The 22,679-nt window shown below is 63.5% G+C and carries 25 protein-coding genes; 19 read left to right on the top strand and 6 right to left on the bottom strand.

The features are described 5' to 3' along the window. Positions 1-69 precede the first annotated feature (69 nt). Complete coding sequence (gene infC / locus R1W01_RS03895; RefSeq protein WP_243612467.1) at positions 70-615, top strand: translation initiation factor IF-3; 546 nt, start codon at positions 70-72, stop codon at positions 613-615. A 123-nt stretch (positions 616-738) separates the two neighbouring features. Here the strand turns inward: infC and R1W01_RS03890 are convergent, their stop codons facing one another. Continuing rightward, positions 739-1,326: a DUF6691 family protein gene (locus R1W01_RS03890; RefSeq protein ID WP_297756226.1), complete on the bottom strand. Its 588-nt coding sequence runs from the start codon at positions 1,324-1,326 to the stop codon at positions 739-741. A gap of 4 nt (positions 1,327-1,330) precedes the next feature. Next, on the bottom strand, positions 1,331-1,885 hold the full coding sequence (locus R1W01_RS03885) for a YeeE/YedE thiosulfate transporter family protein (RefSeq protein WP_317275032.1): 555 nt from the start codon (positions 1,883-1,885) through the stop codon (positions 1,331-1,333). Between the two features lie 260 nt (positions 1,886-2,145). Between R1W01_RS03885 and R1W01_RS03880 the strand changes: the two genes are divergently transcribed. From R1W01_RS03880 to R1W01_RS03830, 11 genes are all read left to right on the top strand, one after another. Then, positions 2,146-3,093: a phosphoadenosine phosphosulfate reductase gene (locus R1W01_RS03880; RefSeq protein ID WP_243612397.1), complete on the top strand. Its 948-nt coding sequence runs from the start codon at positions 2,146-2,148 to the stop codon at positions 3,091-3,093. A gap of 61 nt (positions 3,094-3,154) precedes the next feature. After that, positions 3,155-4,195, top strand: a complete 1,041-nt coding sequence (gene pyrC / locus R1W01_RS03875; RefSeq protein ID WP_297756230.1) for a dihydroorotase — start codon at positions 3,155-3,157, stop codon at positions 4,193-4,195. 30 nt (positions 4,196-4,225) lie between these two features. Next, positions 4,226-4,906: an orotate phosphoribosyltransferase gene (locus tag R1W01_RS03870; protein WP_243612395.1), complete on the top strand. Its 681-nt coding sequence runs from the start codon at positions 4,226-4,228 to the stop codon at positions 4,904-4,906. Between the two features lie 263 nt (positions 4,907-5,169). Then, positions 5,170-6,654 carry a replicative DNA helicase gene (locus tag R1W01_RS03865; protein WP_243612394.1) on the top strand — a complete coding sequence of 495 codons (1,485 nt, stop codon included), beginning with the start codon at positions 5,170-5,172 and terminating at the stop codon, positions 6,652-6,654. Beyond that, positions 6,654-7,637 (top strand): hypothetical protein, encoded by a 984-nt coding sequence (locus R1W01_RS03860; protein ID WP_297756233.1) that lies wholly within the window; start codon positions 6,654-6,656, stop codon positions 7,635-7,637. The genes R1W01_RS03865 and R1W01_RS03860 overlap by 1 nt, the downstream gene beginning before the upstream one ends. 31 nt (positions 7,638-7,668) lie before the next feature. Further along, on the top strand, positions 7,669-8,706 hold the full coding sequence (alr, locus tag R1W01_RS03855; RefSeq protein WP_317275031.1) for an alanine racemase: 1,038 nt from the start codon (positions 7,669-7,671) through the stop codon (positions 8,704-8,706). After that, the gene (locus R1W01_RS03850) at positions 8,703-9,485 is read left to right on the top strand and encodes an MlaE family ABC transporter permease (protein WP_243612391.1); all 783 of its coding nucleotides are present in this window, start codon (positions 8,703-8,705) and stop codon (positions 9,483-9,485) included. The genes alr and R1W01_RS03850 overlap by 4 nt, the downstream gene beginning before the upstream one ends. Next, complete coding sequence (locus R1W01_RS03845) at positions 9,482-10,228, top strand: ABC transporter ATP-binding protein (protein ID WP_243612390.1); 747 nt, start codon at positions 9,482-9,484, stop codon at positions 10,226-10,228. Before R1W01_RS03850 ends, R1W01_RS03845 begins: the two co-directional genes overlap by 4 nt. A 216-nt stretch (positions 10,229-10,444) precedes the next feature. Further along, a complete protein-coding gene (locus R1W01_RS03840; protein ID WP_243612389.1) occupies positions 10,445-10,873 on the top strand; it encodes a paraquat-inducible protein A in 429 nt (142 codons plus the stop codon). 17 nt (positions 10,874-10,890) lie between these two features. Then, on the top strand, positions 10,891-12,258 hold the full coding sequence (radA, locus tag R1W01_RS03835; protein WP_243612388.1) for a DNA repair protein RadA: 1,368 nt from the start codon (positions 10,891-10,893) through the stop codon (positions 12,256-12,258). A 36-nt stretch (positions 12,259-12,294) separates the two neighbouring features. Further along, positions 12,295-12,849: a CvpA family protein gene (locus R1W01_RS03830; RefSeq protein ID WP_243612387.1), complete on the top strand. Its 555-nt coding sequence runs from the start codon at positions 12,295-12,297 to the stop codon at positions 12,847-12,849. A gap of 77 nt (positions 12,850-12,926) precedes the next feature. Here R1W01_RS03830 and R1W01_RS03825 read toward each other — a convergent pair whose 3' ends face one another. Then, on the bottom strand, positions 12,927-13,253 hold the full coding sequence (locus R1W01_RS03825; protein WP_243612386.1) for a hypothetical protein: 327 nt from the start codon (positions 13,251-13,253) through the stop codon (positions 12,927-12,929). Between the two features lie 434 nt (positions 13,254-13,687). Between R1W01_RS03825 and purF the strand changes: the two genes are divergently transcribed. The 7 genes from purF to R1W01_RS03790 all read left to right on the top strand — a co-directional run bounded on the left by purF (position 13,688) and on the right by R1W01_RS03790 (position 20,049). After that, positions 13,688-15,211 (top strand): amidophosphoribosyltransferase, encoded by a 1,524-nt coding sequence (purF, locus tag R1W01_RS03820; RefSeq protein ID WP_243612385.1) that lies wholly within the window; start codon positions 13,688-13,690, stop codon positions 15,209-15,211. After that, the gene (locus tag R1W01_RS03815; RefSeq protein ID WP_297756238.1) at positions 15,212-15,778 is read left to right on the top strand and encodes a DUF2199 domain-containing protein; all 567 of its coding nucleotides are present in this window, start codon (positions 15,212-15,214) and stop codon (positions 15,776-15,778) included. 147 nt (positions 15,779-15,925) lie between these two features. Beyond that, positions 15,926-16,195, top strand: a complete 270-nt coding sequence (locus R1W01_RS03810; protein ID WP_243612383.1) for a hypothetical protein — start codon at positions 15,926-15,928, stop codon at positions 16,193-16,195. 299 nt (positions 16,196-16,494) lie between these two features. Beyond that, positions 16,495-17,151, top strand: a complete 657-nt coding sequence (locus R1W01_RS03805) for an SDR family NAD(P)-dependent oxidoreductase (protein ID WP_297756241.1) — start codon at positions 16,495-16,497, stop codon at positions 17,149-17,151. A gap of 132 nt (positions 17,152-17,283) precedes the next feature. Next, entirely contained in the window at positions 17,284-18,069 is a 786-nt protein-coding gene (surE, locus tag R1W01_RS03800) for a 5'/3'-nucleotidase SurE (RefSeq protein ID WP_297756243.1), read from the top strand. After that, the gene (locus R1W01_RS03795; RefSeq protein WP_243612380.1) at positions 18,066-18,722 is read left to right on the top strand and encodes a protein-L-isoaspartate(D-aspartate) O-methyltransferase; all 657 of its coding nucleotides are present in this window, start codon (positions 18,066-18,068) and stop codon (positions 18,720-18,722) included. Before surE ends, R1W01_RS03795 begins: the two co-directional genes overlap by 4 nt. A gap of 130 nt (positions 18,723-18,852) precedes the next feature. Further along, positions 18,853-20,049, top strand: coding sequence for a LysM peptidoglycan-binding domain-containing M23 family metallopeptidase (locus tag R1W01_RS03790; RefSeq protein WP_297756246.1), 1,197 nt, complete (start codon positions 18,853-18,855; stop codon positions 20,047-20,049). A 145-nt stretch (positions 20,050-20,194) separates the two neighbouring features. Here the strand turns inward: R1W01_RS03790 and R1W01_RS03785 are convergent, their stop codons facing one another. The 3 genes from R1W01_RS03785 to tatB form a co-directional block, all read right to left on the bottom strand. Next, the gene (locus tag R1W01_RS03785) at positions 20,195-21,037 is read right to left on the bottom strand and encodes an ATP-binding protein (protein WP_243612378.1); all 843 of its coding nucleotides are present in this window, start codon (positions 21,035-21,037) and stop codon (positions 20,195-20,197) included. Between the two features lie 120 nt (positions 21,038-21,157). Beyond that, positions 21,158-22,183, bottom strand: coding sequence for a twin-arginine translocase subunit TatC (gene tatC, locus R1W01_RS03780; RefSeq protein ID WP_297756248.1), 1,026 nt, complete (start codon positions 22,181-22,183; stop codon positions 21,158-21,160). Further along, positions 22,180-22,671 (bottom strand): Sec-independent protein translocase protein TatB, encoded by a 492-nt coding sequence (tatB, locus tag R1W01_RS03775; protein ID WP_243612376.1) that lies wholly within the window; start codon positions 22,669-22,671, stop codon positions 22,180-22,182. The genes tatC and tatB overlap by 4 nt, the downstream gene beginning before the upstream one ends. Between the last annotated feature and the right edge of the window lie 8 nt (positions 22,672-22,679).

Raw genomic sequence — 22,679 nt, 5'->3', positions numbered from 1 at the left:
CGCTTGAAGTGCGCGGCAACGCCCGATAATTTACGCCGCATCAGATGTATCGATAAAAGGAACGAACCCATAGCCCGCAGACCTCATAACGCGCCCCCGACGCGCGACACCGGCCCCCGCGTCAACGATCGCATCCGTGCGCCCGAAATCCGCCTGATTGGTGCGGATGGCGACAACGTAGGCGTCGTGACCCCGCGCGAGGCCCTTTCCATGGCAGAGGAAGCCGGCCTCGATCTCGTCGAGATTTCGCCCAACGCCAATCCGCCTGTCTGCAAGATCATGGATTACGGCAAGTTCAAGTACGAACAGCAAAAACGCGAATCCGAGGCGCGTAAGAAACAGACCACGATTCAGGTCAAAGAGGTCAAGTTCCGCCCCAACACCGATACGCACGACTATGAGGTCAAGATGCGTAACGTGTTGAAATTCCTCGAGAAGGGCGACAAGGTCAAAGTGACCCTGCGCTTCCGGGGCCGCGAGATGGCGCACCAAAACCTTGGTCGCGAACTGCTCCTGCGTGTTGCCGAAGACACCAAGGAAATCGGCAAGGTCGAGAACATGCCGAAGATGGAAGGCCGCCAGATGATCATGATGATCGGCCCGCTGTCGAAGTAAGTCTTCGCTGAACCCGTTATACCAAGGCGCCCCCGGTTGAGACATCACCGGGGGCGCTTTTCTTTTGTGGATCACCGCCGGAACCGAACGGGTCGGTTCCCGCGCCCCATCCAGAGCCCGCGATTACTCGGCGGGCATCTCGACCGCATCCTCTCCAACAAGGCTGTTGGGAAGCACGAAGGCCACGAGGATGAAGATCAGGCCAAGCACGATCCCGAGAATATCGCCCGGCAGCGCCGTGATCCCCTCGTATTTCGCCCCCGGCACCGTGCCGAGCGTGACCTTGCCGCCTGCGATCCCGTCAAGAAGCCCCGACGCTTTCCAGCCATCATATGTGACCATATACGCCGCCGCGCCAAGCAAGCCGCCTGCGATGAAAAAGAACGCATCCTTGCGCCCCGACGCTGCCGCGCAAACGCCGGTGCCCGGGCAATAACCCGACGCAGCCCAGCCGCCACCAAGCAGCAGCCCGCCAAGGAACACCCCGACATAGGCGGATTTGACCGACATGTGCAGCACATCCACAACGCCAATCACCTGCCCGCCAAACATCAGGACCGAGCCGACCCCGATGGCAAGAAGGATGGTCTTCATCAAATGCAGGTTGCGCAAAGACAACATGCGGATAATCCAGTTCGGATTGGTTGCGCCAATCCGGTCAAGCGTGGCACCGAAAAGCGCGCCGATCACGAGTGCGAGTATGATTTGCATGGGCCTAGGCTCCCTTATTGTAGACCATCATCGCAACCGGAATGGCTGCGAGGAACGCACCGGCGGCAAAGATGTAGCCCGAAAGCGCGGTCTGCATCATCCCCGACATCATGTGCCCCGAGGTGCACCCGCCCGCGAGCCGCGCGCCATAAAGCACGATGAACCCGCCAACAAAGGCCAGCGCGTACCGCTTGACCGGCGTGTCGCCGTAATTGGCGTACCAGATCGCTGGAAGCCGCGCTTCATCCTTGCCAATCCCGCCACGCGCCTTGGCCGACACAAACGCCCCGATCATCATCGCAATGACGAAGACAAAGCTATAGTTGAGCGGGTTTGACGCGTTCTTTGCGTATTTTCCGCCCGATTTCGCGAGATACGCGTTGGTCGATGTGTAGGCCCCGTCATCGGTCTGGGTGATCACCTCCGGGTTCACCGCATCCGCGACAATGGCATCTAGTATGACGAACTGCGTCGAAACCCCGATCGGCTTCACAAGCAGCACCGCCAGAAAAAACACGAAGCCAAGAAGCACTCCGCCTGTTTTCCAGTTGAGAACCATGTCCCCTCTTCCCCTCTTTCCAAATCAATCGCGTGATGCTTTTCGCAATCACATGCAGCTTTTGTTATATTTTATGTTTGGAATTTATGCAAGATTTCCGCCGTCGGAGCACAGCGATGCAATGCCCGCTATCGGGCTGAATTGCCTTATTTTCTTCACGTGGCCCGCCACATTCTTCTAACTTTCGCCGCATTGGCGCACTACATATCCAAGGCGAGAACAGGTAGAGACGCCCGCAACGGCGGCAAGAGGATGTAGGTATGCAGGATTCGCCCAACGGTTTTGAGACGCCCATGCTTGGGCTGGAAACCCCAGAGTGGCTTGCGAAACTCGAGGAGATCGCAGGCGAGGATGGCTATTATCAGCCCCTCGGCCCCCGTCACCACGCGGTGATGGTCGAGGAAAAGCCGATCCTTCTGGTGACCTTCGAATCCATCGACACGATCCAGGCGCGGGGCGACACCGGGCAGCCGCTCGGCTTTGAGCTGGTGCGCGAGTTCGGCTGGTCGCATCTCTGCCTTCTGTGCGAAGAAGACACCTGGTTCCGCGACCCCCATGTCTATGCCTATTTCGATCGTATGATCGACGATGGCTTTTTCGAGGATTTCCAACAGGTTGTCTTCTACGGCGCGGGTCCGGGCTGCGCCTATGCCGCGGCGGCCTTTTCCGTCTCTGCCCCCGGTGCAACGGTCATCACCGTGCAGCCGCAAGCGACCCTTGCCCCCCGCCTCGCCGGCTGGGACAAGCGCTTTGCCCAAATGCGCCGCGTCTCCTTTGTGGACCGCTACGGCTATGCGCCTGATATGATCGACGCCGCCGACCGCGCCTTCGTGATCTACGACCCGCGACAGGAAAAAGACGCGATCCACGCCGCCCTCTTCGCCCGCGACAACGTGAGCCTCCTCCCCATGCCGCTCATGGGCAACGATATCGAGGCCGCGCTGCTTAAGATGCAAATTCTCTTCCCGCTTCTGGCCAAGGCCGGGACCGGCAACCTGACAGCGGCGGATTTCTACCGTCTTGCCCGCGCCCGGCGCACCTATCTGCCCTATCTCGATGCGCGCCTGCGCTTCATCGAAAGCCAGAAACGCCCCTTCCTCAAGGCGCTTCTGTGCGCCAACGTCGCACGCCGCCTGAAGGCGCCGCGCTACATGCGCAAGCTCGACCTCCTCGAGAAAGCCGCACGCCAGGGCAAACTGGCAAGCTGAGCCCCCGTCACGGCATCGGAATCACTGGCGCGGCGCGCGCGATTTGTCTAAACCCGCTCGCATGAGCACCTCCCTGACCATCACCCGCCCCGACGATTGGCACCTGCACCTGCGCGATGGCGCGGTGCTGCGCGCCGTCCTGCCCGAAACGGCCCGCGATTTCTCCCGCGCCATTATCATGCCGAACCTCGTGCCCCCGGTTGTGACCGGCGCCGAAGCCGCCTCCTATCGCGACCGCATTCTCTCGGCCCTGCCCGAAGGCATGACGTTCGAACCGCTGATGACGCTCTACCTCACCGAAGACACCGATCCCGCCGATGTGGCGCTCGCCGCCGAAAGCGGACTGGTCAAGGCGGTGAAGCTCTATCCCGCAGGCGCGACCACCAACTCCGCCTCCGGTGTGCGCGATTTCGACCGCGTGCGCCCCGTGCTCGAAAAGATGGCCGAAATTGGCCTGCCCCTTTGCGTCCATGGCGAGGTGACCGACGCCGAGATCGACATTTTCGACCGCGAAGCCGTGTTCATCGACCGCGTTCTTGATCCCGTGCGCCGCGCCACCCCAGGCCTGCGCGTGGTGATGGAACACATCACAACGAAAGATGGCATCGACTACGTGAAATCGAACGACGCCGACCTCGGCGGCACGATCACCACGCACCACCTGATCATCAACCGCAACCACATCCTCGTGGGCGGGATCAAGCCGCATTACTACTGCCTGCCCGTGGCCAAGCGCGAAGAGCACCGCCTCGCCCTGCGCGCCGCCGCAACCTCGGGGGATGCGCGTTTCTTCCTCGGCACGGATAGTGCGCCGCATACGGATGAAAACAAAGAAAGCTGCTGCGGCTGTGCTGGCTGTTTCACGGCAACCAACACCATGGCGCTTCTGGCACAGGTCTTTGAAGAGGATGAGGCCCTCGACAAGCTCGAGGCCTTCGCCTCCAAGAACGGCCCCGCCTTCTATCGCCTGCCCGAGAACGATGGCACGATCACCCTCGTCAAATCCGACACCCCGACCGACTTCCCCGAGAAAATCGAGACCGGCGAAGGCCCGGTGACCGTGTTCGATCCGGGCTACCCGGTCTATTGGTCCGTTGCCTGACCCTCTGCCGCATATTCCAAGGATATTCTCATGATCCCGACCACCTACCCCGCACAGGACGAAATCGCCCGCCTCACCGCCCGTATGCTGCTTGAGATCGGCGCGGTGAACTTCAACACGGACGAGCCCTATACCCTCGCCTCCGGCCTGCCCTCACCCTCGTATATCGACTGCCGCAAGCTGATCTCCTTCCCGCGCATCCGCTCGACGCTCATGGATTTCCTTTGTGTGACGGTGATGCGCAACGCAGGTCTTGAGGCGTTTGACAATATCGCCGGTGGCGAGACCGCGGGCATCCCCTTTGCCGCGCTGGTCGCTGAACGCATGGCCCTGCCGATGACCTATGTGCGTAAGAAACCCAAAGGCTACGGCCGCAACGCCCGGATCGAAGGCGCGATGAGCGAGGGCGAACGCGTCCTCCTCGTCGAAGACCTGACAACCGATGGCGGCTCCAAGCTCTCCTTCGTCGATGCCATCCGCGACACCGGCGCAACCTGCGGCCACACGGCGGTGATCTTCTACTACGACATCTTCCCCGAGACGACGAAAACGCTCGGCGATCACGGCGTTGACCTGCACTATCTCTGCACCTGGTGGGACGTGCTCGCCGAGGCCCGTGCGCAAGAGGCCTTCTCCGAAGAGACCCTCTCGGAGGTCGAATCCTTCCTTAAGGCACCCCGCGCCTGGCAAGAAGCACGCATGAAGGGCTAAGGCCCGGCGATCGGACAAGCGTAAAAACTTGTGGATAAAACAAGGGGGTGCTTTGTGGATAAGCCCCCTCGAGAATCGCCCGTAGCGGGCCGATTTGGACATTTCGCACGGCTGTGACACACTATCTAGGGGTCAAGCCGTCCGAGACCACCAGTCGGCCCCCGCTGCGCGCAGGATATCCCGCAGATATCCACAGACATATGCAGATAGGTCTTGGCAGGGACTCTCTGTATCACCAAGTAGAGCGGAAAACGGGGACAGGTATGAACGAGATTTCGACGATCAATCCGACCGGAGAAAACGGTGACGGCGATCCAATGCCGCATTCGATCGAAGCCGAGCAACAGCTCCTCGGCGCGATCCTGACCAACAACGACATCTTCGACCGTATCGCATCGATCATCAAACCCGAGCATTTCTACGATCCGGTGCACGCCCGCATCTTCGAGATCGCCGCCGCCCGCATCGCCAAGAACGCGCTCGCCTCGCCGGTGACGCTCAAGGCCTTCCTCGAGGATGACGAGGGCCTGAAGGAACTCGGCGGCCCCGCCTATCTCGCCCGCCTCGCCGGGGCTGCGATCTCGGCCTTCGCGGCGCGCGACTATGCCCAGATGATTTATGACATGGCGATCCGCCGGGAACTCATTGGCCTCGGCACGGACATTTCAACCAAGGCCAAGAAGGTCGATGTCGCGCTTGAACCCCGCGAACAGATCGTCGAGGCCGAACAGGCGCTCTACAAGCTCTCCGAACAGGGCCAGACCGAGCGTGGCTTCGTCTCCTTCCTCAAGGCCGTGACCGAGGCCGTGAACTCTGCCAACGCCGCCTATCAACGCGAAGGCGGCCTCGCCGGGATTTCCACTGGCCTCATCGACATGGACAAGAAACTCGGCGGGCTGCACCCTTCGGACCTTCTGATCCTTGCCGGGCGCCCCTCGATGGGCAAGACCTCGCTCGCCACCAACATCGCCTTCAACGTCGCCAAGGCCTACAAGAAAGGCACCCGCCCCGACGGCAGCGAAGGCGCGGTCGAAGGTGGCGTCGTGGGGTTCTACTCCCTCGAGATGAGCGCCGAACAGCTTGCCGCGCGGATTCTCTCCGAGGCCGCCGAGGTGCCCTCGGAACAGATCCGCAAAGGTGACATGACCGAGGCCGAGTTCCGCCGCTTCGTCGATGCCGCCAAATCGCTCGAGGCCTGCCCGCTCTATATCGACGACACGCCCGCGCTTCCCATTGCCCAGCTCGCCGCCCGCGCCCGCCGCCTCAAACGGACCCATGGGCTTGATCTCTTGATCATCGACTACCTGCAACTCTGCCGTGGCACCGCCGAGAACCGCGTCAACGAGATTGCTGAGATTTCCATGGGCATGAAGGCCATCGCCAAGGAACTCAACATCCCCGTGATCGCCCTCTCCCAGCTGTCGCGCCAAGTCGAAAGCCGCGATGACAAACGCCCGCAGCTTTCGGACCTGCGTGAATCCGGCTCGATCGAACAGGACGCCGACGTGGTCATGTTCGTGTTCCGCGAGGAATACTACGTCGAGCGCGAGAAACCCTCCGATGACCGGCTCGACGAAATGGCCTCGTGGCAAGAACGCATGGAACGCCTGCACGGCAAGGCCGAGGTCATCATCGGCAAACAGCGCCACGGCCCCATCGGCACCGTAGAGCTTTCTTTCGAGGGCCGCTTTACCCGCTTCGGCAACCTCGTCAAAGCATGGCAACAGGGCGAAGATCAGGGCTTCTGATGACGCGCCCCCGGCTGATCCTGCATATCGGCTCGCAGAAAACCGGCTCAACGGCGATCCAGTCCGCCCTCGACAATCACCCCGAGAGCCTCGCCGCCTCGGGGCTGCGCTTTTCCCGCGCCGGGCGCAAACATATCGCCCACCAACGGCTCTATCAGGCGATCCTCTCGGGCCGACCGCGCCCCGCGTTTCTCGAACTGCGCCGCGAGCTGAAGGCCCATCCTGACGCGACCCTGATCCTCTCCTGCGAGATGTTCCTCGCCCCCGGCATCGCCCCGGTCTTCGCGCGCTTCCTCGGCCCCGACCTCTGCGCCCGCACCCAAGTGATCGCTTACCTGCGCCGACAGGATCACTTCCTCGAGGCTCTCTACAAGCAACACCTGAAGAACGGCCGCGTCACCGGCACTATTCAGTCCTATCTCAAGGGCCGCATCGACCGCCTCCTCTATAGCCCGACCCTCGCGCAATATGACGCCGCCTTCGGCCACAAGAACCTCTGCGTGATCCCCTACGAGCGCGCGGATTTCCCAGACGCCAACGGCGTCGCCGATTTTGCCGCCCGCATCGGCTGGCAGGACGTGCCGCCAGAGGCGCTCGGCTCGGGCGAGGTCAATGCCTCGCTCTCCCTGCCCTACTGCCATGCGCTTGGCGCGCGCGCGGATCTCCCGGCCCCGACGCGTCGCGCCCTGATCCGCGCCCTGATCGCCGACCCCACCGGGCACAGCACCGCCAACAACGATGTGCTCTCGGACCGCCCTCGCGCCGATATCCTGCGGCTCTTGGCCCGCGAAAACACCTTGATCCGCGACCGCTGGTGCCCTGACCGCACGGCGCTTTTCGCCCCGATGACCCCCGCCACGACACCGCCCCTCCCCGAAAGCGCGCTCCCCGAGGCCATTGCAGATGCCGCGGCGCACATCGCTCTGCTGCTGGAAAAGATCGAACCGCCCCCGAAGCCCCCCGCGCGGCCCCTTTCCTCTTGACCTTGCCCCCGACTGCGACAACAACAGGCCCATGGCTACCGCGACCCTGACAATCGACCTCGACGCGCTCGTCTCCAATTGGCAGGCGCTGGATGCCCTCTCCGCCTGCGAAACCGCAGCCGTGGTCAAGGCCAATGGCTATGGGCTCGGCGCTGATCGCGTCGCCAAGGCCCTACAGGCCGCTGGCGTCCGCCGTTTCTTCGTCGCCGTCGCCGTGGAAGGTGCCGCCCTGCGCGCCGCGCTCGGTCCGGGACCAGAGATCAGCGTCTTTTCCGGCCATATGGACGGCGACACCGAAATCCTCGCCGAGATGCAGCTCACCCCGATGCTGAACTCCCTCGACCAGATGCTGCGCCATTTCGAGACCCTGCCCGGCGCGCCTTTCGGGGTACAGCTCGATACCGGCATGAACCGCCTCGGCATGGAACCCGCCGAATGGGACGCCGTGCGCGACATCGCGCTCGAACAGGGGCCTGCCTTGCTCATGTCGCACCTCGCCTGCGCCGATGACCCCGAACACCCGATGAACCCGCACCAACTCGCCACCTTCCGCGAGATGACGGATGGGCTCGACGTGCCGCGTTCGCTCTCTGCGACGGGCGGGATTCTGCTCGGCCCCGACTATCACTTCGACCTCACGCGCCCCGGCGTCGGCCTCTATGGCGGCATGCCCTTCATCGACGCCGCCCCCGTGGCCGGTGTCCATATCCCGGTCATCCAGATCCGCGACGTCGCCCCCGGCGAAACCGTCGGCTATGGCAACACCTGGACCGCCGAGCGCCCCTCACGCATCGCCACCATCGCGGGCGGCTATGCCGACGGCATCCTGCGCGCCATCGGTCCCAAGGCGCATGTCTACGCCGGCGAACACCGCTGCAAGATCGTCGGCCGCGTCTCGATGGACCTGATCGGCATCGACATCACCGATGCCCCCGACATTCCCGAGACCGTGGAACTGCTCGGGCAGCACCAATCCGTCGACACCATCGCCGACGCCGCTGGCACCATCGGCTATGAAGTCCTGACCTCTCTGGGCGGTCGCTACGCGCGCCGCTACCTGCCGTCATGATCCTGACCGCCCCCCTTGCCGCTTTGGGCCGCGCCACGCTCGCCCTTCTGGCCATGATCGGCCAGGTCGCGCTCTTTGCGCTCTCTGCGCTGTCGCATATCCTGCGCCCGCCCTTCTATGGCCGCGAGTTCGCCTCAGCCCTCCTCAACGTCGGCTGGCTCTCGCTCCCTGTTGTCGGCCTCACCGCGATCTTCACAGGTGCCGCGCTGGCGCTTCAGATCTATGACGGCGGCTCGCGCTTCTCGGCCGAGGCCGTGGTGCCCCAGATCGTCGCCATCGGCATGGTGCGCGAACTTGGCCCCGTCCTCGTCGGCCTCATGGTCGCCGCCCGCGTGACCTCTTCGATTGCCGCCGAAATCGCAACGATGAAAGTCACCGAACAGATCGACGCATTGGTGACGCTCTCCACCCACCCGATGAAATACCTGACCGCCCCGCGCGTCCTCGCAGCCCTGCTCGTGGTGCCACTCCTCGTTGGCGTCGGCGATATCATCGGCGTCTATGGCGGCTTCCTCGTCGCCACAGGCACGCTCGGTTTCAACCCGGCGACCTACATCACCAACACTTGGAACTTCCTCGAGAATTCCGACATCATCTCTTCGCTCATCAAGGGCTCGGTCTTCGGCTTTATCGCCGCCACCATGGGCTGCTACTACGGCATGAACTCGGGCCGCGGGGCGCAAGGCGTGGGCCGCGCCACGAAATCCTCCGTTCAGGCCGCCGCCGTCCTTATCCTCGCCGCCAACTTCGCCCTCACATCGCTGTTCTTCGCCTCATGATCACCTTCGACAACGTCCATAAATCCTTTGGCCCCAAGAAGGTCTTGCGCGGAGTGAACCTCGAGATTCCCAAGGGCGAGTCGATGGTCATCATCGGCGGCTCCGGGACCGGCAAGTCCGTGGCGCTGAAATGCGTCCTCGGCCTGATCACCCCCGATAGCGGCACGATCAATGTCGACGGCAAGGACGCCACCCTCGGCGACCGCGACGCCTTCCTCGCCCGCTTCGGCATGCTGTTTCAGGGCGGTGCCCTCTTCGATAGCCTCTCGGTCTGGCAAAATGTTGCCTTCCGCTTGCTGCGCGGCTCGCTCAAACGCCCCAAGGACGAGGCCCGCGAGATCGCCATCGAGAAACTGCGCCGCGTCGGCCTAACCCCAGACGTGGCCGATCTCTTCCCGTCCGAGCTTTCGGGCGGTATGCAAAAGCGCGTCGGCCTTGCCCGCGCCATCGCTGCCGAGCCGGAGATTATCTTCTTCGACGAGCCCACCACCGGCCTCGACCCGATCATGTCCGGCGTCATCAACGACCTGATCCGCGAGATCGTCGTCGAGATGGGCGCCACCGCCATGACCATCACCCACGACATGACAAGCGTGCGCGCCATCGCCGACAAGGTCGCCATGCTGCACGACGGCGTCATCCAATGGACAGGCCCGGTCTCCGAGATGGACAATTCCGGCGACCCCTACCTGACCCAGTTCATCTCCGGCAGCGCCGAAGGCCCTATTGAGGCGGTGCGCTAGCCCGTCCCCCACCACGCCCCCGGCTTCTTCTCTGTCCAAATACCTCCCGCCGGAGGCCTCAAATCTCTTTGCGGAATTTTCCAAGAAGTCCGTCGCCCCACCTCCGCGATACAGACGCAATACCGACGTGATACCGACGTTGCATTTCCGCCCCTGACGCGCCGCGCCAAAACCTCCCCCTTGCGCGGCTCCCGCGCGCGCCGTAGCTCTATTCCCATGCTCCTACGCCTCGCCAATCTCTCGCTGCTCCTACTCTTTCCCGTGGCATGGTTCGCCCCGCTCCTCCACGCGGGCCTCCTGCCGATCTTCGGCCTGAGCGAGATCTCGATCATCTCCGGCCTGCAAAGCCTCTGGGAGACCGATCCGGCCCTTGCCCTCCTCGTCACCTTCTTGGCGATCTTCGCGCCCTACCTGAAAACCATCGGCCTCGCCCTGATCCAATTCGGCTACCTGCGCCGCAAGACGCTTCCGGCCCTTGAAATCCTTGGCAAACTGGCGATGGCCGACGTCTTCCTCATCGCGCTCTACGTGGTCATCGTCAAAGGCGCGGGCCATGTGACGGTGCAAACCGGCTGGGGCCTCTACCTCTTTACCGCCTGCGTTCTGGCCTCCATCGCGATTAGCCATTTGACCCGCCGCCGTTAGTGGTCCAAAACAAGAACATGGCCAAATCGAAACCCCAGTTCACCTGCTCCGCCTGCGGCAACACCACGACCAAATGGTCCGGCCGCTGCGAAGCCTGCGGCGAATGGAACACCATCGTCGAAGAAACGCCCCTCTCTGCCGGACCCTCCGCCGCCGGTCTCGGCACCGCCAAGGGCCGCACCATCCCCCTGACGGATTTGCGCACCGAGGAAACGCCGCCCCCCCGCACCCTGTCGGGACTGGGCGAGTTGGACCGCGTGCTGGGCGGCGGCCTCGTGCCCGCCTCGGCGATCCTCGTCGGCGGCGACCCCGGCATCGGCAAATCGACACTCCTTTTACAGGCCGCTGCTCAATTCGCCGCCAAGGGCATGAAAACGCTCTATATTTCCGGCGAAGAAGCCTCCGCACAAGTGCGCATGCGCGCCCAGCGCCTTGGGTTGACGAACGCCCCGGTACAGCTTGCGGCAGAAACCAACCTGCGCGATATCCTGACCACGCTCGACGCCGAGCGCCCCGCGCTCGCCATTATCGACTCGATTCAAACCATGTGGTCCGACAGTGTCGGCTCCGCCCCCGGCTCCGTGAGCCAGGTGCGCGCCGCGGCGCATGAATTGACCGCCTTCGCCAAACGGCGCGGCATGGCCGTGGTGCTTGTCGGCCACGTCACCAAAGAGGGCCAGATCGCCGGCCCCCGCGTCGTCGAACACATGGTCGACACCGTGCTCTATTTCGAAGGCGAGCGCGGCCATCAATTCCGCATCCTGCGCGCCGTGAAGAACCGCTTTGGCCCGGCGGATGAAATCGGCGTCTTCGAGATGACGGGCGGCGGCCTCGCCGAAGTCCTTAACCCTTCCGCGCTGTTCCTGTCGGATCGCGGTGAACCCTCGCCCGGCTCGGTGGTCTTTGCCGGGATCGAAGGCACCCGCCCGGTGCTGATCGAACTCCAAGCCCTCGTCGCCCCCTCGCCGCATTCGCAACCCCGGCGCACGGTGGTCGGCTGGGATGGCGGGCGGCTGGCGATGATCCTCGCCGTGCTCGAGGCCCGCTGCGGCATCCCCTTTGCCGGTCTCGATGTCTATCTCAACGTCGCGGGCGGCATGAAGATCAATGAACCCGCCGCCGACCTCGCCGTCGCCGCCGCCCTCCTATCGGCCCGCGAGGACGCCGCATTGCCCGCCGATACCGTGGTTTTCGGGGAAATCTCTCTCTCAGGAGCCCTAAGACCCGTCGGTCAGGCCGAAAACAGGTTGAAAGAAGCGCAAAAACTTGGTTTCTCATCCGCAATCGCCCCGAAAGGCGGGAAGGCCCCGAAGGTGGACGGCATGACGCTGAACGGCATCGGGGATCTCGCCAGCTTCGTCGGAGAAGTGTTCGGGGCCGGATGATCGCCGCGTGCGGCCTATTGAAAGACGGATTTGAGCATGGACGGATTCACCATCATCGACGGCGTGGTCGCAGGCGTCATCATCATCTCGGCGCTTCTCGCCTATAGCCGCGGGCTGGTGCGCGAAGGCATGGCCATCGTTGGCTGGGTCGCTGCTGCGGTGCTCGCCTTCATGTTCGCCCCGCAGGTCGAGCCGCTGGTGACGGAAATCCCTGTGGTGGGCGAATACCTCGCCGATAGCTGCGAATTGTCGATTATCGCCGCCTTCGCCGCCGTCTTTGCCACCGCGCTCGTCGTGGTGTCGCTCTTTACCCCACTGTTTTCTTCGCTGGTCCAACGCTCCGCGCTCGGCGGCATCGACCAAGGCCTCGGCTTCCTCTTCGGCGTGCTGCGCGGCATCCTTCTCGTCGCGATCGCCTTCTTCGTCTATGAGACCATCGCCGCGACGCAATCCATTCCGATGGTCGACGAAAGCCGCTCCGCCTCGGTCTTCTCGCGCATGACGCAACAAATCGAAGAGCGCGACCCGGCACAGGCGCTCGGCTGGATCACCCGCCAATACGAAGAACTCGTCGGCGTCTGCGACAAGTAACGTCCCCACCGACCTGAAAAGCAAAGCCCCCGCGCCTCTGGCCGGGGGCTTTTTCATGTCTCAAAGAAGGGCACGGCTCAGAGCTTGCAGCGCTTCTTCTTGGCCAGATCGACAAGCACTTTCTGGCGCGCGTTCGCCGCCTCGATCGCCTCGGACGCATTGGCGTAATTGCCGATCGCCGCAGGCCAGAACAAAAGCACCGCCGCCACGTTCTTGCCCGAGGCCGTCTTGCCCTTGCGCGCTTCCTCGCGGATCTCATCGAGCTGGGCGCGCTGCGTGCGGATTTCTTCGCAGGTCATGCTCTCATCAGACACATCCGTCGAGGCAACAACTTCCGGCGACACACAGCCCGCAACGAGCGAGAGGCCAACCAACAGGGCTGGCACGGTTTTTTGAAACATCATGTATTGGAACTCCAGTATTCAGGTAATCGCCCGACCGCGGCCGGGCGTGCCGCTTCTTTGCAAGCGCCCGCGATTCCCACAAGCCCAAAGCCGCCCAATCGACGCTCTTTCGCATCACACGGGTCCACCCCCCCAAAGCCCTGTGCCCCATAAAGAACACTGCGTCATAGCGCCTTGCCTGAACTGTGATCCTTTCGTGACATACCGCGCGGGACGGCTTAAGAGAGGCCAAGAAGCGCGCCCTAATGGATTCGGAGCCCCATCTTGTCCCGTGCCCTGATGTCTGCCCCCGTTCGCACCGCCCCCGTGGCGGTGACCGGCCCCGGCACATGTAGCGATACGGCTCAAGCTGTCAAAACACGGCTCCCGATCCATCCGACTGCGCATCCGACAGCCTTTCATCGACAGACCTAACGGGATACGGGAGCCACCTCATGTGCGGGATTTTGGGGATCGCCAACCGGAACGACGACGTTTTCGCCGAGATTTATGATGGCCTCCTGATGCTACAGCATCGCGGACAGGACGCCTCAGGTATGGTGACCTACACCGGAGAGTTCTTCCGCGAACGCAAGGAAAACGGCCTCGTGAAGGACGTGTTCCATCCCGAAGACGCAGAGAAACTCACCGGTCGCATCGGCATGGGCCATGTCCGCTACCCGACCGCCGGGTCGCTTTCGGCCTCCGAGGCCCAGCCGTTCTTCGTCAACGCGCCCTATGGCATCTACCTCGTCCATAACGGCAACATCACCAACACCGAAGAACAGCGCCAGAAGGTCACCGCCAAGTATTCCCGCCACCTGCGCACGACCTCCGATTCCGAAATCCTCTTGAACGTGCTGGCTGACAAGGTCTCCGATGCGATCAAGGTCAACGGCACCGCCGATCCGATCCGCAACATCTTTGCTGGCGTGAAGATGACAATGGAACGGGTGCAGGGCGCCTATTCGGTGATCTGCCTCATCGCCGGGGTCGGCATGCTCGCCTTCCGCGATCCCAACGGCATCCGCCCCCTCTCTGTCGCCAAACGCAACGAGCGCGGCGACGGCGACGATTACGCCTTTGCTTCCGAAGATGTGGCTTTTGGCATCAACGGGTTTAAGAAGCTGCGCGACCTGCACCCCGGTGAGGCGATCCTGATCGACCTTGACGGCAACATGCACGAGTTTCAGGCCGTCGAAGGCAAGCTCACGCCCTGTATCTTCGAATATGTCTACCTCGCCCGCCCCGATTCCATGCTCGACGGTATCTCCGTCTATAAGACCCAGATGCGTATGGGCACGACCCTTGCCGAGCAGATCAAGGAAAGCGGGCTCGAGATCGACCGCATCATCCCCGTCCCCGATAGCGCCCGCCCTGTCGCCCTCGAAGTCGCGAAATCGACGGGCATCTCCTATCGCGAGGGCCTCGTGAAGAACCGCTATGTGGGCCGGACTTTCATCATGCCGGGCCAGGGCGAGCGCAAGAAATCCGTCCGCCGCAAGCTCAACGCCATCCCGCTCGAGTTCAAGGGTCTGAACGTCCTTCTGATCGACGACTCCATCGTGCGCGGCAACACCATCAAGAAGATCGTCGAGATGTGCCGCGAGGCCGGGGCCAAGAAGGTCTATATCGCCTCCGCCTCGCCGCCGGTGAAATACCCCAATGTCTACGGCATCGACATGCCGACCAAGCACGAATTGATCGCCAACGGCCTCTCGATCGAGGAAATCCGCGAGGAGCTTGGCGCCGACGCCCTGTTCTACCAGAAGCTCGAAGACCTGATTTGGGCCGCGCAGGAAGGCAACCCTGACATCGCACAGTTCGATTGCTCCTGCTTCGATGGCAACTACGTCACCGGCTCCATTTCCGATGATTATCTCGGCGCGCTGGAGAACTCCTCCCGCGTGAGCCAGAAGATCAAGGACATGCCCGAGCCGGGTTCATCCTGGAACGCCGATCAATCCGCGGCAAGCTAGGTGTCCCTTCTCGCCCTCGACGCGCGCTGGCGCCGCCTTCATGACGAAGCGCGCGCCTGCCCCTGTTGCGGGCGGCAGTTCTCCGGATTGATCGACTTCGCCTTCGCGCAGCCCGATGCCTGGCCCCACGCCGAGCCGACGCCCGGGATGCCCGAGATCGTCGCGGGCGAGGATCGCCTTTCGCCCGACCTCTGCCGCATTGGCGAAGACCGTTTTCTTTCCGCCCTCCTGTCGCTAAACGTGCGCGGCAGCGACGAAGAGGTGCATTTCGCCCTCTGGGTCGCTGTCGCGCCCAAGACGTTCTACGCCTATCTCGACGCGGCAACCGGCGATGGCCCGGCGTTTGAAGGCGGCGCAGGATGGCTGATGAACGATCTCCCCGGCTTTGAGAGCGACGAGCCCCTGCCCTGCACCCTCCTGCCCGGTGCCGAGGGCGAGCGCCCCCGCATCCGCCTCGCCGACGGCCCGCTCGCCGCGCTTCAGGCGGACGGCATCGGCTTCGATCCGCTCCTCGATCTCTACGCCGCGCTTGGTGACGACATCCGCCCCCACCTCGCCGCCGACTGATCACTGGTGTCTCGGCGGCCTTTTGCTGCGATGCAGCGAAAACCCGCCGATCCGCGCCATATCCCCTCTTTTCTTTGCCTCTCGCCCCTGTTAGAGGCCCGCGCTTGGCCCATATCAGGCCGAGACGCGAACAGAAGAGATGGCCAGATGAGCACTCAACAGATGGAAACCACGCCCGACAACGTCGCCGAGATCGCGACGGAACGCGGCACGCTCGGGCAGCGCGGCGTGTTCACGCTGCTCGGCATCATGGGAAGCGAGGACGCCCTGCGCGCGCTGATCCTGCTGCCTTCGGGCAAGACGGTGATGACCGAGGCAGACGGCACCTCCGCGCTTGGCCCGGTACGTGCCATCGACGCCACCTCTGTAACCCTTCTGCGCGGCGGGCGCCTGATGCGGCTCGACCTGCCCGCCTGATCCCGCGCGCGCCCGGTCTTCTTCTCTGGAAAAATACTCGGGGTGAATTGCCTGCCCTGGCAGGCAAGAGGGGCAAAGCCCCTGACCTAAAGCGTCACGCCTTAAACCTGAGCTATCAGGTTGAAGGTGAGGCGCGCGCCACAGTCATATGGTGCGCGGCGCTCTGCCAAAAGCTGTGTCTCAGGTGTTTGGCGGAACGCTTTATCCCGCACCGACGCAATACCGACGTGATACCGACGTGTTACAGATGTGCCGTTTCGCCCCTTGACCTCTCGGCCCCGAGGGCGCACATCCCTCCCATGACCGATAGCACTTCTCCCAAGATCGCGCTTGTGACCGGCGCGTCCCGAGGCCTCGGCGCCGCCTTTGCCGAGGCGCTCGCCGACCAGTATCACATCGTCGCCGTCGCCCGCACCACCGGTGCGCTTGAAGAACTCGACGACCGCATTCAAGCCAAGGGCGGCGCAGCCACGCTCGCCCCGATGGACATCACCAACACCGATGCCATGGCCCAGCTCTGCCGCTCGATCCATGATCGCTGGGGCAAGGTCGACCTCTGGGTCCACGCCGCGATCCATGCCGCGCCGCTGACGCCAGCGGGCCATATCGACCAGAAAGACTGGGACAAATCCATCGCCACCAACCTGACCGCGACAGGTCAGCTGATCCCCTTCCTAAGCCCGCTTCTCGGCCAGGACGGTCAAGCGGTGTTCTTCGACGATCCGCATGGCGGCGACAAGTTTTTTGGTGCCTACGGCGCAACCAAGACCGGTCAGATCGCGCTGGCCCAAAGCTGGCAAGCCGAGAGCGTGCGCACCGGTCCCCGCGTCTCGATCCTCGCCCCGAAAGCGATGGCAACCGCGACCCGCGCCCGCTTCTTTCCCGGCGAAGACCGCGCGCCGCTGCACGACATCCGCGAAGAGGCCGCCCGCCTGATCGCCGAACTGTCGCTCTAGGCCGCAAACCCCTCCGCGTGGGGCCGCTCCGGCCCCCGCAAGCGCCTTCTGGACAAGGCGCCACTTGCCCCACGCCTGCCCCTCCTCTAGACAGTGGACAACAGGCAGATCACGGGCAAAAGGCGGCACTCCATGCGCATTCTCATCACCAATGACGACGGTATCAATGCGCCGGGCCTCGAAGTCCTGCTCGAGATCGCGACAGAGCTTGCCGGCCCCAAGGGCGAGGTCTGGACCGTGGCGCCCGCCTTTGAACAATCCGGCGTCGCCCACTGCATCAGCTATACCCACCCCACGATGATCGCCAAGATGGGCGCGCGCCGCTTCGCCGCCGAAGGCAGCCCTGCCGACTGTGTTCTTGCGGGTGTGCATGACGTGATGGAAGGCAACCTGCCCGATCTCGTCCTTTCCGGCGTCAACCGAGGCAACAACTCGGCCGAGAACGCGCTCTATTCCGGCACGCTCGGCGGCGCCATGGAAGCCGCGCTTCAGGGCATCCCGGCGATTGCCCTCTCGCAATACCTCGGCCCCGAGAATTACGACATCGACACCCCCTTTGAGGCGGCGGCCCAGCATGGCGTCTCGGTCATTCGCAAAATCCTCGACGCCACCCCCGAGGAAACCCACGACTACCGCCTGTTCTATAACGTCAATTTCCCGCCCGTGCGCGCCGAGAACGTCAAGGGCATCCGCGTCACCGAACAGGGCTTCCGTCAGGGAACGAGCTTTTCCGTCGCGCCGCACAATTCGCCTTCGGGACGGCGCTTCCTCTGGGTGCGCGGCGGCAACCAGCAAATCCCGACCGCCCCCGGCTCGGACGCGGCGGCCAATCTCGACGGCTACATTTCCGTCACCCCAATGCGCGCCGACCTGACCGCACATGAAGTGCTCGACACGCTGAAAGTGCTCGAAAAATGAGTGACGCCCCCGTCTCCGACGCCGAACGCAAGATGCAGTTCCTCTTCGCCCTGCGCTCCAAGGGCGTGACGGATGCGCGCGTTTTGTCGGCGATGGAACGGATCGACCGCGCGCGGTTTCTACGCGGGCTGTTCGCCGGGCGCGCCTACGAGGACACCCCCCTCCCCATCGCCTGCGGCCAGACCATCTCGCAGCCCTCCGTGGTCGGCCTGATGACCCAAGCGCTTGGGGTGCAACCGCGCGACAAGGTCTTGGAGGTCGGCACCGGTTCGGGCTATCAAGCGGCGATCCTGAGCCTGCTGGCGCGGCGCGTCTACACCACTGATCGCCACAAACGTCTCGTGCAGGAAGCGCGCGGCGTCTTCGATGCGCTCGACCTTACCAATATCACTGCCCTGACCGGCGATGGCAGCTTCGGCCTGCCCGATCAGGCCCCCTTTGACCGCATCATCGTCACCGCCGCCGCCGAAGACCCGCCCGGCCCCCTCTTGGCGCAATTGAAACCCGGCGGTATCATGGTCCTGCCCGTGGGCCAGTCCGACACGGTCCAGAGCCTCATCCGCGTGCGCCGCACCGAAGAGGGGTTCGACTATGACGAATTGCGGCCCGTGCGTTTCGTCCCCCTCGTGGAAGGGGTTGCCCCCGAGAACTGATCTGGGGCAGAAGCGAAGAAAGACCCAAGACCAACAAGGCGTGGTAAAGCGCCGGGTATGACTGATCATTGAGCACCGCCCGCCGCGTTTCTTGCGCGGTTTCAGGGGCAAATTGAGGACCAGAGCAGAGATGACACGCCACAGCAAAGCCCCGCCCGCACGGCTCATGATGATGGGCCTGACCCTTGTTCTCGTCGGCGCCTGCAATGACGGGTTCGACTTCGACCTACGTGGCGGGATCGGGGCCGGTCTCGACACCACCACCGCCGCCAAGGCCGCGACCGCTGATCGTCCGCGCCCGGACAAGCGCGGCATCATTTCCTATCCGAATTATCAGGTCGCCGTGGCGCGCCGGGGCGACTCGCTCGACGATGTGGCCACCCGCATCGACATGCCCGCCGCCGACCTTGCCCGCTACAATGGCCTGCGCCCCGAAGACCAACTGCGCGCCGGCGAGATCATCGCCCTGCCCTACCGCGTCGCCGAGCCGTCGCCTGCAACTGGCGGGCGCGGTGTCGTGACGCCGCCCTCTGGCGTCGACATCACCGCCATGGCCGACAGCGCCCTGAGCGACGCCGAAACGCGCCGCGTTGCCACCGAGCCGCTGCAACCGGCTCCGAGCAACGCGCCCAAAGGCGAAACCGGTCTTGAACCGATCCGCCACAAGGTTCGCCGTGGCGAGACCGCCTTCACGATCGCGCGTCTCTATGACGTGACGCCCCGCGCTTTGGCCGAATGGAACGGGCTTGGGAGCGACTTCATGATCCGCGAAAACCAAATCCTGCTGATTCCGCCCGCAGCCATTGGTGCGCCGGACCGTAGCACGGCCCAAGAGGCCGCAGCAGCCCCGGCGGTGACGGCCCCCGGCGGCAACACCCCGACGCCGACCCCGCCGAGCGCGCGACAACCGCTGCCCGACCCCGACAAGGCCGTGGAAGCGCCCGAAGCGCCGGACCTCGGCAAGACCCAGACCGCGCGCAGCTCGCGCATGGGCTACCCGGTCGATGGCAAGATCATTCGCCCCTACGCACGCGGCAAGAACAACGGTATCGACATCGCCGCCGCCGCAGGCACCCCGGTGCAGGCGGCGCGCGACGGCAAGGTCGCGGCGATCACCACGGACGCCGACAATGTCCGCATCGTCGTGCTGCGCCATGACAGCAACCTGATGACCGTCTATTACAACGTCGATGACGTGACGGTCTCCAAGGGGGCGAACGTCAAGCGCGGCCAGTCCATCGCGGCGATCCCTGCCAAGGACAGCTTCGTGCATTTCGAAGTGCGCAAGGGGTTCGATTCCGTCGACCCGATGCCCTACCTGAAATAATGAGAGTCAGGGGCTTTGCCCCTCTTGCCCGCGGCGCGGCATGTCGCTCAAAAGTGGGAACCGGTTTTGAGCTCCTCGGACATGCGCTTGAATACGGGCAATTCACCCCAGGATATTTCTCGCAAGAGGAAGAACAGGCCCGCGCTTAGCTGATCGCCACGCCACGGCGCCCGGCAAGGTCGGTGAAATACTGCCACGCCACGCGCCCCGAACGTGCGCCCCGCGTCGCCTGCCATTCGATGGCCTCGGCGCGCAGCGTCTCGTCATCAATCTCGACCCCGTGGGCATCACAATAGCCCCGGATCATCGCGAGGTAGTCATCCTGACTACAGGGATGGAAGCCGAGCCAGAGCCCGAAACGATCCGAGAGAGAGACTTTCTCCTCGACCGCTTCCGCCGGGTTGATGGCGCTTGATCGCTCGTTCTCGATCATGTCGCGCGGCATCAGGTGGCGACGATTGGACGTGGCATAGAAAATCACGTTGTCGGGCCGCCCCTCGATCCCACCATCAAGCACCGCCTTGAGGCTCTTGTAATGTTGGTCATCATGGCTGAACGACAGGTCATCGCAAAAGAGCAGGAACCGCGCGTCGCTCTCGCGCAGAAGGTTTAGAAGCCGCGAAACGCTCGGCAGGTCCTCGCGCTGCAACTCCACGATCTTGAGCGGCAACCCCTGCCCAAGCACCTCCGCGTGGATCGCCTTCACCAGCGAGGATTTCCCCATCCCCCGCGCGCCCCAAAGAAGCGCGTTGTTGGCCGGAAGGCCCTTGGCAAACTGTAGCGTGTTCTCAAGCAGCGTGTCCCGCGTCCGCCCAAGCCCGATCAAGAGCGAAAGATCGACCCGGTTCACCTTCTGCACCGGCTCGAGACGGTCCGGCGCCACATGCCACACGAAAGCCTCCGCCGCATCGAAATCCGGCGCCGCCACGGGTGCAGGCGCCATTCGCTCAAGCGCCTCGGCAATACGGGTCAGGGTGTCTTGGTCCATCGGGGTCTCCATCTCGGCTCCCCGGTTTGAACCACGAAGCCGCGCCCCCGACAAGAGGCGCGAGAAACGAAAAAGGCGCGCCCAAGCAGGACGCGCCTTTTCCAGATCTTATGCGGAGGATCAGCTGGTCTTGTCGACCATCCCGTCATCCTCGTCGTCCTCGTCCTCGTCGAACTCCTTCAGGAGCGGATCGTCTTCGGGATCTTCCTCATCCTCAAAGGGGCGCTTTGCAGCGGGTGCCTCGTCGGCGGGTTCGTCCTCGTCGTCGTAATACCCCTCGGCCCGAAGCTGCGCCTCGCGCTTGGCCTCAACCCGGCGCACAAGGAAGATCGACACCTCGTAAAGCCCGTAGACCACCGTGAACAGGATCAACTGCGTGACGACATCCGGCGGCGTAACCAGCGCGGCGAGCACCAGAATGCCCACCATTGCGTATTTGCGCACCGAGCCAAGCCCGTCCGCCGACACAAGCCCGGCCTTGCCCATCAGGGTCAAAAGCACCGGAAGCTGGAAGCAGAGGCCAAAGGCGATGATGAATTTCAGCGTGATATCAAGGCTTTCGTTAACCTTCCCGAAGAAGGTGACCTTGATCCCCTCCTGCGTCTCCGGCACCACAACGGCATCCGCAGGCAATTCCGGCGTATTGCCAAGCAGGTTGGCAAAGATCGAACTCACATCGGCAAAGCCAAGGAAAAACGACATGGCAAGCGGCGTCACGACGAAATGCGCGAATGTCGCCCCGAGCAGGAACATGAAGGGCGAGGCGACCATGAACGGCAGGAACGCGCCCTTCTCGTTCTTGTAGAGCCCCGGCGCCACGAAACGCCACATCTGGAAGGCGATGACCGGAAAGGCCATGGCAAAGCCGAACACCATCGAGATACGGAACAGCGTGAACAGGTATTCCTGCGGCGAGGTATATTGCAACGTCGGCGACGGATCCCCAAGCGCGCGCAGCGACGCCTCGATCGGTGACAAGAGGAAGTTGAGGATATGCACCGCAATGAAATCCCCACCAATGGGGATAAAGCAGATCGAAATCCCCACAAGCAAGGCAAGCACCGACCGGATCAATCGCGTGCGCAGCTCCGCCAGATGCTCGATCAGCGGCGCGGCGCTTTCCTCCATCTCATCGGTGCGGCTCATGCTTTGTCGTCCTTCTCGGCGCCTGCATCAGAGGGCGCATCGCCTGCCTCTGCGGCCTTGGCCGCGGCAGCGGCCTCTTCGGCGGCCTTCTTCTCCTTGGCGATGCGGGCTTCGGCCTTGGCCGCGCTCGCTTCGCGGATCTTCTTCGCCGCCTCGGCGCGTTCCGCCGAAAGCTTGCCGGTCTCGCTCTCGGGGTCGAAATCCGTCATCGACTTGGCCTGATCCCGGATCGCGTCCGACGCCGTTTTCATCGGGTTGGACACTTTGCCGATCCCGTCCGTCGCGCTCCGAAGAGAGTCGCTCACGTCCTTCACGCCTGCCTGGTCCGCGGCCTGGTTCATCGCGCTCGAGAACTCCCGCGCCATGCCCTTCGCCTTGCCGACAAACTGGCCCACCTTGCGGAACAGAACCGGCAGGTCTTTTGGCCCCACGACGATCAGCGCAACAACGCCGATCACCAGTAGTTCGGGCATTCCAAGATCAAACATGGCTTACA

Source organism: Shimia sp. FJ5 (assembly GCF_032918335.1).
GTDB lineage: Bacteria > Pseudomonadota > Alphaproteobacteria > Rhodobacterales > Rhodobacteraceae > Shimia > Shimia aestuarii_A.
This window is presented reverse-complemented; position numbering and strand designations above follow the sequence as displayed.